The sequence below is a fragment of the Flavobacterium taihuense genome, assembly GCF_019351435.1.
Classification (GTDB): domain Bacteria; phylum Bacteroidota; class Bacteroidia; order Flavobacteriales; family Flavobacteriaceae; genus Flavobacterium; species Flavobacterium taihuense.
The window spans coordinates 284232-298133 of sequence record NZ_JAHWYN010000002.1 but is presented as its reverse complement, the minus strand read 5'-3'; the positions used below and the strand labels follow the sequence as shown (position 1 = coordinate 298133).

The 13902-nt window shown below is 34.9% G+C and carries 13 protein-coding genes; 7 read left to right on the top strand and 6 right to left on the bottom strand.

Annotated elements, in window-relative coordinates; genetic code table 11:
- Positions 1–33: 33 nt before the first annotated feature.
- Both KZH69_RS02905 and KZH69_RS02900 read left to right on the top strand, forming a co-directional pair.
- Positions 34–372, top strand: a complete 339-nt coding sequence (locus KZH69_RS02905) for a T9SS type A sorting domain-containing protein (protein ID WP_219315963.1) — start codon at positions 34–36, stop codon at positions 370–372.
- Between the two features lie 285 nt (positions 373–657).
- Positions 658–1638 carry a LuxE/PaaK family acyltransferase gene (locus KZH69_RS02900; protein ID WP_219315962.1) on the top strand — a complete coding sequence of 327 codons (981 nt, stop codon included), beginning with the start codon at positions 658–660 and terminating at the stop codon, positions 1636–1638.
- A 55-nt stretch (positions 1639–1693) separates the two neighbouring features.
- Here the strand turns inward: KZH69_RS02900 and tyrS are convergent, their stop codons facing one another.
- Positions 1694–2992 (bottom strand): tyrosine--tRNA ligase, encoded by a 1299-nt coding sequence (gene tyrS / locus KZH69_RS02895; protein WP_219315961.1) that lies wholly within the window; start codon positions 2990–2992, stop codon positions 1694–1696.
- A gap of 138 nt (positions 2993–3130) precedes the next feature.
- Between tyrS and KZH69_RS02890 the strand changes: the two genes are divergently transcribed.
- Positions 3131–4120, top strand: coding sequence for an NAD-dependent epimerase/dehydratase family protein (locus KZH69_RS02890; protein WP_219315960.1), 990 nt, complete (start codon positions 3131–3133; stop codon positions 4118–4120).
- Here the strand turns inward: KZH69_RS02890 and KZH69_RS02885 are convergent, their stop codons facing one another.
- The 3 genes from KZH69_RS02885 to KZH69_RS02875 all read right to left on the bottom strand — a co-directional run bounded on the left by KZH69_RS02885 (position 4121) and on the right by KZH69_RS02875 (position 6813).
- Positions 4121–4627, bottom strand: coding sequence for a DUF4296 domain-containing protein (locus KZH69_RS02885; RefSeq protein WP_219315959.1), 507 nt, complete (start codon positions 4625–4627; stop codon positions 4121–4123).
- An 11-nt stretch (positions 4628–4638) separates the two neighbouring features.
- Complete coding sequence (locus tag KZH69_RS02880; RefSeq protein WP_219315958.1) at positions 4639–5979, bottom strand: dihydroorotase; 1341 nt, start codon at positions 5977–5979, stop codon at positions 4639–4641.
- A gap of 108 nt (positions 5980–6087) precedes the next feature.
- The gene (locus tag KZH69_RS02875) at positions 6088–6813 is read right to left on the bottom strand and encodes a polyprenol monophosphomannose synthase (RefSeq protein ID WP_219315957.1); all 726 of its coding nucleotides are present in this window, start codon (positions 6811–6813) and stop codon (positions 6088–6090) included.
- Between the two features lie 101 nt (positions 6814–6914).
- On the opposite strand from KZH69_RS02875, the gene KZH69_RS02870 reads away from it, so the two are divergent.
- Positions 6915–7586 carry a DUF4271 domain-containing protein gene (locus KZH69_RS02870; protein WP_219315956.1) on the top strand — a complete coding sequence of 224 codons (672 nt, stop codon included), beginning with the start codon at positions 6915–6917 and terminating at the stop codon, positions 7584–7586.
- A 13-nt stretch (positions 7587–7599) separates the two neighbouring features.
- On the top strand, positions 7600–8349 hold the full coding sequence (locus KZH69_RS02865; protein ID WP_219315955.1) for a uroporphyrinogen-III synthase: 750 nt from the start codon (positions 7600–7602) through the stop codon (positions 8347–8349).
- Positions 8350–8455: 106 nt separating this feature from the next.
- On the opposite strand, the gene KZH69_RS02860 is transcribed toward KZH69_RS02865, so the two are convergent.
- Both KZH69_RS02860 and KZH69_RS02855 read right to left on the bottom strand, forming a co-directional pair.
- Positions 8456–9142, bottom strand: a complete 687-nt coding sequence (locus KZH69_RS02860) for a zinc metallopeptidase (RefSeq protein WP_219315954.1) — start codon at positions 9140–9142, stop codon at positions 8456–8458.
- 208 nt (positions 9143–9350) lie between these two features.
- Positions 9351–12380, bottom strand: a complete 3030-nt coding sequence (locus tag KZH69_RS02855) for a leucine--tRNA ligase (protein ID WP_219315953.1) — start codon at positions 12378–12380, stop codon at positions 9351–9353.
- A 226-nt stretch (positions 12381–12606) separates the two neighbouring features.
- Here KZH69_RS02855 and KZH69_RS02850 point away from each other — a divergent pair, with 226 nt between their 5' ends.
- Positions 12607–13482: a cell division protein FtsX gene (locus KZH69_RS02850; RefSeq protein WP_219315952.1), complete on the top strand. Its 876-nt coding sequence runs from the start codon at positions 12607–12609 to the stop codon at positions 13480–13482.
- 107 nt (positions 13483–13589) lie between these two features.
- Positions 13590–13832 carry a DUF3098 domain-containing protein gene (locus KZH69_RS02845; protein WP_219315951.1) on the top strand — a complete coding sequence of 81 codons (243 nt, stop codon included), beginning with the start codon at positions 13590–13592 and terminating at the stop codon, positions 13830–13832.
- Positions 13833–13902: the final 70 nt, after the last annotated feature.

Genomic DNA, 13902 nt, shown 5'->3' with positions numbered 1-13902 from the left:
TTTATTATCTTTACTGATCATTATATAAAGCCAATGACAAAAAACTACTTTTATATTACTCTCTTACTGGCTATTTTCTTTACTTCTAGTGCAGTAGCACAAGACAGTAAGCAAACGCCAAAAATACAAGAAAACACTTCAATTGAAGGTTTAAATTTGTATCCAAACCCTGTGACCACTGGTAAAGTATACATTACATCAAAAAATGATTTAGAAAAAGAAATTATCATTTTTGATGTATTAGGAAAAAAAGTATTACAAACTATGATTACCACCAAGGAGCTTAACGTCTCAAATCTGTCACCTGGTGTTTATATCATTAAAATCACAGAAGAAAACGCAACTAGCAGTCGAAAATTGATAATCCGATAATTCTTCTTAACATAACTATAAAAGTTCTAATTTCAATTGGAACTTTTTTTTTGCAGCCTTTTCAAATCCACAAACATCAAAATTCAATAATTTGCGAATCTTCGTAAGCAACAAACACTATTCTATTTACCAAATAATTGCGCTTTTATAATGACTTAAAAAAGCGCAAATTATTTTACCTGAGATTCATTTTGTTTTTAACATCATCTAGATTCTATCGCCTTTCAATAGTAAATACGAACTGAATAGTTCTAAAAATAATAATACCTTTGCAAAAAAAAGAACTTGATTTCAGCCAGCGACATATTTACGATTTCCAGTCAGAAGCAATTTGAAAAAATAGCTTTAAAAGTATTCCGATTTCAATATGAAAACAATTTGGTGTACCAAAAATTTTGTGATTTACTAAAAACAAATCCACAAAAAGTAAAATCACTGCATCAAATACCATTTTTACCTATTCAATTTTTCAAAAGCCATAATGTTGTCTCAAACAACAATCCAATTCAGGCAACTTTTACCAGTAGCGGCACAACGGGAACCATCACTAGTAGACATTTGGTAACGGATGTTTCCATTTATGAAGAAAGTTATCGCAAAGGCTTTTCCCAATTTTACGGAAATATTGAAGATTACGTTGTCTTGGCTCTACTTCCCTCCTATCTTGAGAGAGAAGGATCCTCATTGATTTATATGGTTGAAGATTTAATACAATTGACCAACAACAGCGAAAGTGGGTTCTACCTAAATAATCATGACGAATTAATCCAAAAACTGATTCATTTGGACCAAGCAGGACAAAATGTAATTTTGATTGGCGTTACTTATGCCTTATTGGATTTAATCGAAAAACAGACTTTCCAGCTACAACATACCATTATCATGGAAACTGGCGGCATGAAAGGAAAGCGTAAAGAAATAATTCGGGAAGAATTGCACGAACAACTTTGCAACGGATTTGGCGTTACTGCCATCCATTCTGAATATGGAATGACCGAATTACTATCTCAAGCTTATTCGCTAGGAAACGGCGTGTTTGAATGCCCTTCTTGGATGCAAATCCACATTCGCGACACCGAAGATGCCTTAACCTATATAAAAGACGGAAAAACAGGCGGAATTAACGTTATCGATCTTGCTAACATCAATTCCTGTTCCTTTATTGCCACACAGGATCTGGGCAAAAAATATCCCAATACCACTTTCGAAGTATTGGGACGTTTTGATAATTCTGATATTCGAGGTTGTAATTTGATGGTTATTTAAAAAGTTGAATCGGTCAAACGAATAAACGATTTATCGATTAAACATATAAAAACAGTTAAACAACCCTAATCACAAAATAATTTTTCTTTCCACTTTGCAACAAAACAAACTGATCGTTAATCAAATCTTTTGTTGAAAGCACAAATGTTTCGTTCACTTTTTCTTTGTTCACTGAAATAGAATTGGCAGTCAAAGCTCTTCTAGCCTCTCCATTTGATTTAAAAAATCCTGTTTTTACATTCAAGACAGTAACGATATCCAATCCTGCTTCAACATCGCTCCTTGTAATCTCTGCCTGAGGAACTCCATCGAAAACTTCTAGAAAAGTAGCTTCATCCAGTTGTTTCAAATCATCGGCTGTAGCATTACCAAAAAGAATATTCGAAGCTTTGATCGCTTTTTCTAATTCTTCGGCAGAATGAACAAATACTGTCAACTCTTCGGCTAATTTTCTTTGCAAAACTCTTAAATGTGGCGCTACTTTATGCTCTTCAATTAAAGCATTAATAGTCGGTTCATCCAGAAAAGTAAAGATTTTAATATATTTCTCGGCATCAACATCGGTAGTATTCAACCAAAATTGGTAAAATTTATAAACTGAAGTTTTATCAGCCGTCAACCACACGTTTCCACCTTCAGATTTTCCAAATTTAGAACCATCAGCTTTGGTAATTAAAGGACAAGTCATTGCAAAAGCTTTGGCCTCTTCACCAACATTCATTCTACGAACCAATTCAGTTCCAGTGGTGATATTCCCCCATTGGTCTGAACCTCCCATTTGCAACAAACAATTATATTCTTTGTGCAAGTGATAAAAATCGTACCCTTGGATCAATTGGTATGTAAACTCCGTAAATGACATTCCTTCGCCTTCTCCAGATAATCTTTTCTTCACAGAATCTTTGGCCATCATATAATTTACTGTGATACGTTTACCTACGTCACGAGCAAAATTGATGAATGACAGGCCTTTCATCCAATCGTAATTATTGACTAAAACTGGAGCATTTAGGGCAGTATCGTTAAAATCTAAGAATCGTGACAAAACACCTTTTATTCCTTCAACATTATGATTTAAAGTAGCTTCGTCCAAAAGATTTCGTTCATCAGATTTACCTGAAGGATCTCCAATCATTCCAGTTGCACCTCCCACTAAAGCTATAGGTTTGTGACCAAAATTCTTAAGATGAACCAATAAAATTATTGGCACCAGACTACCAATATGCAATGAATCTGACGTAGGATCAAATCCAATATAGGTAGTTGTCATTTCTTTTAAAAGCTGTTCTTCGGTTCCTGGCATGATATCGTGAACTAAACCGCGCCATTGTAATTCGGAAATAATATTTTTCATCTATAAAATAATCAATTTTGAGCAAAGATAAAATTTAATGTTGATTTGCTTATTTCTTTGATCGCTTAATCGAAAAAAAATACCAAATAAACACTTAAACGATTTAACGAATCAACATTAAATAATATATTTGTCTATATGGTATTAGTAACAGGAGGAACAGGTTTAGTGGGCGCACATCTTTTAATTCACTTATTAGAAAAGGGAGAAAATGTTCGCGCCATTTACAGAAATTCAGATAGTATAAAAAAAACAAAATCACTGTTTTCATTATACAAAAAGGAATCACTCTATGAATCAATACACTGGATTCAAGCCGATATCCTAGATATTCCAGCTTTAGAAAACGCATTTCAGGAAATAAGACAAGTATACCATTGTTCTGCTACGATTTCATTTGATCCCAAAGATGAAGAACTCGTTCGGAAGACCAACATTGAAGGCACAGCAAACATTGTCAATTTTTGTTTGGCTTATACTATTCAGAAACTTTGTCATGTAAGCTCCATAGCGGCGCTTGGAGACTTAGCCGAACATGAATCCATAATTACCGAAGAGACCGAATGGAATCCTGAAAAACCGCATAGCGATTATGCTATTTCAAAATACGGTGCTGAAATGGAAATTTGGCGCGCGCAACAAGAAGGCCTTGATGTAGTGATCGTAAATCCTGGTGTTATTATTGGACCTGGGTTTTGGAACCAAGGAAGTGGTGAACTTTTTACGAAAGTAAAAAATGGATTGTCTTTTTACACTAAAGGTTCAACTGGCTTTGTGACCGTCGTCGATGTCGTGTCAATAATGCACCAATTGATGAAAAGTCCCGTTAGTGGCGAAAGATTTACGTTAATTGGTCAGAATATTATTTTTCAAGATCTGTTATTTTCTATTGCTGATGCCTTAAAAGTCAAAAGACCTAACTACCACGCCACTCCTTTTATGATGAATACTTTATCAAAGTTAGACTGGATTACTTCTATCCTTTTTGGACAAAAAAGACAACTAAGCAAAGCCTCAGCGAGATCTTCGTATTCAAAAGATTTATATTCAAACGAAAAAACAAAAAACGCCTTGAATATTACATTCCAAGACGTTCATGATTATATAAAGGAAATTACAAATTTGTAATTATTTCTTCGTTTTAGCTTTTAAATCCTTTTCATTTTTTGCATTAAGTATAGAATCTTTCTCTTTTTTAATTTTTAAATCCTTGGCTTTTTTAGCCTCTTTTATAGAATCCTGTACTTTTTTGGCTTTTGTTTTTTTCAGTGCTGCGGCTTTTTTAGCTTCTTTTTTGATTTTCAAATCCACTGCTGCTTTTTCTTTTTTCAATCTATCATTTAAATCATCAAACATTTTTTTGTATTCCCTATAATCGGCAGCATAATAGGCATTGCTTTTTGCAAACTGGAGACTGTCTATTTTATATTTTTTAAAAATATATGTCCTTGGATTAATACCATTGGTATATAATGAATTTGGATTTTGATATTTTAAAGCTTCCAAAAGTGACATGTCATAAAAAATATCTTCCATCACTTTTTTGTCAATAAGATTGTCTGGTTTTTCAACCAAATCCTTATTGCAGCTCAAAAATAAGGCAACTAAAACAAAAAGAGATATGTATTTTTTCATCTAAATGTATTTTATCTGTCGAACAACATTCTTTGACCAGCGCGAATGTCTTTTACTTTAAAACCAGAATAAACCAACTTACCATTTACAAAAGTATGCGTAATTCTAGATTTAAAAGTAAAGCCTTCAAAAGGAGACCAACCACATTTTGATAATATATTTTCTTTCTTAACACTCCAAGGCAATCCTGAATTTATAATCACCAAATCGGCATAATAGCCTTCTTTAATAAAACCTCTTTTTTCGATTTTAAAAATCTTGGCTGGATTATGACACATCTTTTCAACAATTTTCTCAACGCTTATCTTTCCTTGATGATGCGCTTCAAACATAGCCACAAGAGCATGTTGTACTAATGGCCCTCCAGAAGGAGCTTGCAGGTATTTTTGCTTTTTTTCATCCAATGTATGAGGAGCATGATCTGTTGCGATTACATCTATGCGACCATCATTAAGCGCTTCCCATAGCACCTTTCTATCGTTAGCGGTTTTTACCGCAGGATTCCATTTAATCAAATTCCCTTTTGTTGCATAATCCTCATTGGTAAACCATAAATGATGCACACAAACTTCGGCAGTAATTTTTTTATCCTCAATTGGAATTTTATTGGTAAACAATTCCATTTCTTTTGCAGTCGAAAGATGAAAAACATGCAATCTTGCTCCAGTTTTTTTTGCCAAAGCAACCGCTTTCGAAGAAGAAATATAACAGGCTTCTTCACTGCGAATAAGATGGTGAGCAGTCACTGGTACATCTTCACCATATTCTTCTTTATATTTTTCTAAATTGTTTTTAACCGTCGTCTCATCTTCACAATGAACCGCTATTAACATTGAAGTGCAAGAAAATATTTTTTCTAAAACCGCTTCATTATCCACCAACATATTCCCTGTAGAAGACCCCAAAAATATTTTGATTCCAGCAACATTCTTAGGATTTGTTTTTAGCACTTCCTCAAGATTGTCATTGGTAGCCCCCATCATAAAAGAATAATTGGCAAAAGACTTTTCAGCAGCAATTTTATATTTTTCCTCCAGAATTTCTTGAGTAACCGCATTAGGAACCGTATTGGGTTGTTCTATATAAGAAGTAATTCCTCCAGCAACTGCAGCTCGAGATTCCGATTCAATATCCCCTTTATGGGTAAGTCCCGGCTCTCTAAAATGAACTTGATCATCGATAACGCCAGGCAAAAGATAATTCCCTTCAGCATCAATAATCATACAATCCGAAGATTTTAGACTAATGTTTTCAGAAACCTCTACAATAAGTTCATTCTCTACCAGTACATCACCTTCAAAAATAACTCCTTCATTTACTATTTTAGCATTTTTAATTAAATATCTATTCATATATGTGGAATTTTATTTGTTAGTTTTCATATATGTTATCGCCTTTAATTTATTTGTTCTTGCTAATGCAAAGTTTATAATCATAGCGATTTCATAGTATCTTTTCTTTTACAAACTGTTAAATAACTTTTTTAAACGCAGTGATATCACTCCAAATACTGCTTCAACTATTATCGAATTACTCATTTTGGATTGCCCTTTGGTTCTATCTGTAAAGATAATGGGCACTTCCGTAATTGCGAACTTCTTACAAAAAGTACGGTATTTCATTTCAATCTGAAAGGCATACCCAACAAATTTAATTTTATCCAGATTAATAGACTCCAGCACTGCTCTTTTATAACAAACAAATCCCGCAGTCGCATCGTGTATTTTCATTCCCGTAATCATTCGAACATAAACAGATGCAAAATAGGACATTAAAACGCGACTCAACGGCCAATTTACAACATTTACCCCAGTAACATAACGAGAGCCTATAGCCAAATCGGCATCACCAAAATGACAGGCATCATATAATTTCTCCAAATCATAAGGATTATGAGAAAAATCAGCATCCATTTCAAAAATAAAGTCATATTTGTTCTCCAATGCCCATTTAAAACCATGTACATAAGCAGTACCAAGACCAGATTTCTTAGCTCTTTTCTCCAAAAACAACCTATCCTTAAACTCAGCCTGAAGCAAAACCACTTTATCTGCAGTATGATCTGGAGAGTTGTCATCTATAATTAAGACATGGAAAGGTTTGTGTTGAGAGAGCACTGCTCTAACAATGCTTTCAACGTTTTCAATTTCGTTATAGGTAGGAATTATAACAATGGAATTGTTCATGTTTCGTATAATTTCGGTGCAAAAGTAACCTTTTTATGCCATTTGATTATTATAAAATTATAATAAATAATGTTATAAAAATCACTAATTTTGCTGTAATTATGACAGAACATGTACTTCATCCTAGAATAACCGACACTAATGACTGGGTAACCCTAGTTTTTATTATGGCTTTTGGCATCATTGCTTTAACAAAATCCGTTTATGAAAACCGTTTTGAAGATTTTACTAAATTAATATTCTCCGATAAATACACCCGAATATACAGAGACAGCAGCCACTTGATGGGGATGTTTTCTATCTCTTTATTTTTTGTTCAGATTATTTCCTTTTCATTCTTTGTACAAATTTTACTAAACCAATTTGGCTATGGATCAAAAACAGACTGGATCTTATTCATCCAAATATTCACTTTTGTCATTTACTTCATTTTATCCAAGTTTTTAATCGAAAAAATCATAGCAACAACATTCAAAATAGAAGAATTCATAGAACAGTTTAACCTACAGAAAGTTACCTATCGCACTTATGTAGGCTTATTATTACTGCCAATTGACATCATTTTATTCTATTATGAATCTATTTTAAAAAATATTCCAATGCTAGTTCTATATAGTATAGTAGTTTTGAACATTTTACTATATATATACGCGATAAAAAATTACAGAAAAGAAATTTTCGGTAAGTTGTTTTATTTTATTTTATACCTTTGCACTCTTGAAATAGCACCCTATTATTTTATGTATTATTGGTTTACAAAAGGTAGCGTTTAGAAATTATTTAAATATGAAAGTGAAAACAATTTTGGTATCACAACCAGAACCTAAAGTGGAAAATTCTCCATACTTTGAGCTGCAACAAAAGCATAAAGTGAAAATTGATTTCAGACCTTTTATTCACGTAGAAGGAGTAAGCGCAAAAGAGATTAGACTGCAAAAAATCGATCTCAACAACTTCACAGCTATTATATTAACAAGTAAAAATGGTGTCGATCATTTTTTTAGAGTAGCAGACGAAATGCGCTATAAAGTTCCTGAAGGACTAAAATACTTCTGCCAATCTGAAGCAATCGCATTTTACCTGCAAAAATACGTAGTATACAGAAAACGAAAAATTTATGTAGGCCCAAAAGATTTTGCTGATTTATCGCCTTTAATCAAAAAATACAAAGACGAAAAATTCCTATTACCAGCATCAGACCAATTAAACGCAGATATCCCTGTAACATTAAACGCTTTAAAAGTAGATTGGACTCCAGCTACTTTTTATAAAACGGTTATGAGCGACTTATCTGATTTAGCCGATGTTTATTACGATGTTTTGGCTTTCTTTAGTCCAACCGGAATCAAATCATTATACAAAAACTTCCCTGATTTTGAACAAAACAATACTCGAATTGCTGTTTTTGGAAGCACAACCCAAAAAGAAGCCTTAGATCATGGACTACGAATAGACATTATGGCTCCAACACCTGGAACTCCATCGATGACTATGGCTTTAGAAAAATATATTGCTGAAGCAAATAAAGGAAAATAGATTTCTATGAAATGGCAATAACAATTGCAATTTCAATAACAATAAAAATTCCAAATCCCGATTGTAAAATTGGAATTTGGAATTTTTTATTTGAACTATTTCTTTTTTAATTTCTTCTGCCTCCCATATAAATAGAGACATAATACAACAAAGTAGCTATCGACCCCAACGCTGCAACCACATACGTTCTGGCTGCCCATTTTAAGGAATCTTTCGCTCCAGCCTGCTCTTGCTGTGTCAGCATGTTTTTGTTCTCTAACCACGCCAGAGCTCTGTTGCTAGCATCATATTCTACCGGCAAGGTGATGATAGAAAACAAAGTCGTTGCTGCAAAAATAACAATCCCCACCAATAACAATTGCGGAAAAGTTCGAAGCATCAAGATTCCTGCCAATAAAATCCATTGCATATATGACGAAGCCACATTTACAATTGGCACCAATTGAGAACGCATCGTCAGCCATTGATAACCCACAGCATGCTGTACCGCATGCCCGCATTCATGCGCCGCAACAGCCGCAGCCGCAGCATTGCGTTGATTGTAAACTGCCTCACTTAAATTAACTGTTTTATCCACTGGATTGTAATGATCTGTCAGCTGTCCTGGTGTTGAAATCACCCGCACGTCCCGAATTCCGTTATCGGCGAGCATTTTCTCTGCGATTTCGGCACCCGACATCCCGTTTTGCAAATGTATTTTGGAGTAAAATTCAAATTTACTTTTTAGTGTAGAACTCACTAACCAACTTGCCAGCATGATCGCACCTGCAAGAATCAAATAACTCATTCCCATATTTTTGTTTTTTTTCTGTTTCTAAACAAACATCAAATTACAAACCAAATTTAAATAAATGTCATCTTGTCATCTGTAAATTATTGTTAAACTATAACATAAAAATCCAAAAAAAATTCCAAACCCAATCGTAAAATTGGAATTTGGAATTTATTTTTTGGATTTATTTCTCCATCAATTGCTATTGAAATTGAAATTTGATTTCTTTCTATCCCACCAAATTGATAATCTTCCCCGGAACGATAATCACCTTATTTGGCGTTTTACCGTCCAGTTGTTTGATGGTTCTTTCGTCTTTCATTACGATTTCCTCAATTTGTTCTTTGGTTAAATCCAAAGGCAAATTGATCGTAAAACGCATTTTTCCGTTGAAAGAAACAGGATATTCCTTATCGCTTTCTACCAAATGTTTTTCTTCCAAAGCTGGAAAAGGCACCGTTGCAATAGAATCCGTATTCCCTAACAACGACCATAATTCTTCGGCAATATGCGGTGCATAAGGAGAAATCACAATCGCTAATGGCTCCAAAATCGCACGAGAATGACAATTTTGCGCTGACAATTCATTCACGCAAATCATAAACTGCGAAACCGAAGTATTGAAAGAGAAATTCTCGATATCCTCAGCCACTTTCTTGATGGTTTTGTGCAATGATTTTAGGTTGTCTTTCGTTGGTTCGTCATTGGTAACAATCAAACCATTATCATCAAAATACAAACGACATAGTTTTTTCAAGAAACCAAAAACTCCCGAAATACCAGCCGTGTTCCAAGGTTTCGCTTGTTCTAATGGTCCTAAGAACATTTCATACAAACGCAACGTATCTGCTCCATATTCATTACAAATATCATCCGGAGTTACTACATTGTATTTGGATTTCGACATTTTTTCGACTTCACGACCAACTATATATTTTCCGTTGTCTTCAGTAATAAATTTAGCATTAGCGTAATATTCTCTCCAATCTTTAAATTTTTCAATATCCAGCTCATCAGAAGAATTTACCATTGAAACATCTACATGAATTTCAGAAACTTCAATACTGCCCAAATTAATGTGTATGTTTGGAAAAGCATCATTAATCTGCTTCAAATAAATAGCTCTTGTTTTCTCACTTTCATCTTCATCTCCTTTTTTGATTTTATCATATTTTGATTTTGAAATAAATAAAGTAGGCATTTCTGGACTTAGCACACTAAACCCTTCATTCGGATCAGACATTATTACACCATGGACTCTATAAACAAACGCACTCATCCCCAAAATCATTCCCTGATTAATCAGCTTCTTGAATGGTTCTTCGGTTGGTGCAAAACCTTTATCCTTTAGGAATTTGTTCCAAAAACGGGAATACAATAAGTGACCTGTAGCATGTTCACTTCCACCAATGTATAAATCCACGCTTTCCCAATATTTTAAGGCTTCTGCACTGGCAAATTCATTTTCATTATGTGCATCCATATAACGCATCCAATACCAAGAACTTCCCGCCCAACCCGGCATCGTGTTTAATTCCAATGGAAAAACGGTCACATTATCTATCAACTCACAACCAACAACCATCAACTTTTTACTATCCCAAGCCCAAATCGTTGCATTTCCTAATGGAGGCAATCCGTCTTCGGTTGGTAAATATTTCTCTACTTCAGGCAAGATGATAGGCAAATGTTGCGCATCGATCATTTGCGGCAAGCCATTCACATAATACACAGGGAAAGGCTCTCCCCAATAACGCTGACGGGAGAAAACCGCATCACGCAAACGGTAATTGATTTTCCCTTTTCCTTGACCTATTTTCTCAAGTTCTTCAATTATCTTTTTGGTTGCTTCCTTGTAATTCAGTCCGTTTAGGAAATCCGAATTGGCAATTTCTACATTGTCTTTAGAACCAAAAGCTTCTTTGGAAATATCCACATTCGCAAAAATGTTCTTGATTTCCTGCATTCCGTTTTGTCCTTTGAAAAAATTCGCAAAAGCATAATCTCTTTCGTCACCGCAAGGAACCGCCATCACGGCACCTGTTCCGTATCCAGCCAAAACATAATCCCCAATCCAAACCGGAATCGGTTCTTTGGTAAACGGATGCTCTGCAAAAGCTCCAGTGAAAACTCCCGAAATAGTTTTTACATCGGCCATACGCTCTCTTTCGGAACGTTTGGCTGTTTTTTCAATATAAGCTTCAACTGCTGCTTTTTGTTCTGGAGTCGTGATTTGTGCTACCAATTCATGTTCCGGTGCCAAAGTCATGAATGTAACTCCGAAAATCGTATCAGGACGAGTTGTGAATACCGAAATAGTTGTTGGTTGTTGGTTGTTGGTTGATGGCAACACATTGAAATCTACCATCGCCCCTACCGATTTTCCAATCCAGTTTCTTTGGCTTTCTTTAATACTTTCACTCCAGTCAATATCATTTAAACCTTGCAACAAACGTTCTGCATAAGCCGAAATTCGCATACTCCATTGCGTCATTTTTTTACGAATCACAGGATAACCGCCACGTTCCGAAACACCGTTTACGATTTCGTCATTCGCCAAAACCGTTCCCAATCCCGGACACCAGTTCACTTCGGTCTCTGCCAAATACGTCAATCGGTATTGCAACAAAATTTTCTCCTGTTGTTCTTTTGCGAAAGCATTCCATTCATTTGCCGAAAACACATCAATATTATCGTCACAGACCGCATTTACATTCGCATTTCCTTCTGCAGAAAAAATCGAAGTCAAAGTCGAAATATCCTCAGCCTTATCAGTATTTTTATTGTACCAAGAATTAAACAATTGGATAAAAATCCATTGCGTGTGCTTGTAATAATCGGGATTCGAAGTACGCACTTCACGATCCCAATCAAATGAAAATCCTATTTTGTCCAACTGTTTTCTGTAACCTGCAATCACTTTTCCTTCTTTGTCCACACCACCATCAATATTTACCGAAGTCGTGTCCTCAGGACGTTGCCCAGTCTGAATTGCATATTGCTCCGCCGGCAACCCAAAACTGTCATACCCCATTGGGTGCAAAACATTAAAACCTTGATGTCTTTTGTACCTAGAATACACGTCCGATGCGATGTACCCTAGCGGATGCCCCACGTGCAGTCCCGCTCCAGACGGATAAGGAAACATATCCAGCACATAATGTTTTGGTTTGTCTGAATCGTTTTTGGCTGCAAAAGTTTTATTGTCAGCCCAGTATTTTTGCCATTTGGCTTCTATTTCGTTCGGATTGTATTTCATTCTACTTTCTTAATGTTTTTTTTGACGGAGTCATGCTATCGCATACTCAAGTCATTTTTATAAAAATTGCAAAGGAACAAAGAGACAAAGCCGCAAAGACTTTCTCACGATGACTATTTTTAGGTGCCAAATTTACGTTTATTGTACGAAAGTTAAAACTTTGGGAGTTATTAACTTCAAATTAAAGAATATGTTTATTATTTTTACCCCGTAATTTAGATATACTATGAGTTCATCCTTTGAAAAGTTTCAAAAACGCAGGTTAATTTCCTCTTATTTTTCAGTAGTACTAAGTGTATTCTTAGTATTGTTTCTACTAGGCATATTGGGATTTTTTATTATCAATTCCAAAAAACTAGCCGATGACTTCAGAGAAAAAATAGCAATGACTGTTTTTTTCAAAAACGAAGCCAATGACACTATTCTAAAAGCCTTTGGTCAGGAATTGAAAACGACCAAGTTTTCCAGATCTTTTGTCTATGTTTCCAAAGAACAGGCCGCCAAAGAGCATACTGATATTATTGGCGAAGATTTTGTAACCTTCTTGGGTGAAAATCCGTTGCAAAACTCATACGACATCCACTTAAAAGCCGATTACGTTGTTCGTGACAGTATCGCAAAAATCGAGTCCCGTTTGCGCAAAAATCCAATGATTTCTGACATTGTTTACGATAAACAATTGGTAAACTTGGTAAACGACAACATCAAAAAAGTCAGTATGTGGATATTAATCATCAGTGCATTCTTGACATTTATAGCGGTACTTTTAATCAATAGTTCGTTGCGACTTTCGATATATTCCAATCGATTTATTATCAAAACAATGCAGATGGTGGGCGCCACAAAAGCTTTTATCCGAAAACCATTTGTAATGCGAAGCATCAAACTAGGGATGATTGGTGCAGGTCTTGCTATTATTGCTTTAATTGGTGTTTTGATTTATCTGGAAAACAATTTTCCTGACCTTGGAATCTTAGATGATAAATTACTAATTGGACTTGTACTAGTTGCCGTATTTGGACTTGGCGTCTTAATTACTTGGTTAAGCACTTATTTTGCCACACAACGTTTCTTAAATTTAAGAACAGACGACCTATATTAATATTAGATCGCAGATTTTAAACTGCAGATTTCAGTTATAAAACATAAACTTAAAACTGAGGATGAGATTGCTTTGCTTCGTGCCTCGCAACCCCTCGCAATGACAAAATGAAAAACGAAGAACACAAACACGAATTCCTTTTTGAAAAAATAAACTATACAATCCTATTAATCGGAATCGGTGTAATTGCATTGGGTTTTATACTAATGTCTGGCGGAGGTAGTGACGACCCTAATGTTTTCAACGACTCTGTTTTTGATTTCCGAAGAATTCGTCTGGCTCCAACTACCGTTTTAATTGGTTTTGGGATCACCATTTATGCCATTCTTAAAAATACTAAAAAACAGTAAACAGTGTTCAGATTTCAGTCTTCAGTTAACAACAGACTGAAAACTGAAAGCTAAAAACTGAAAACTTTCT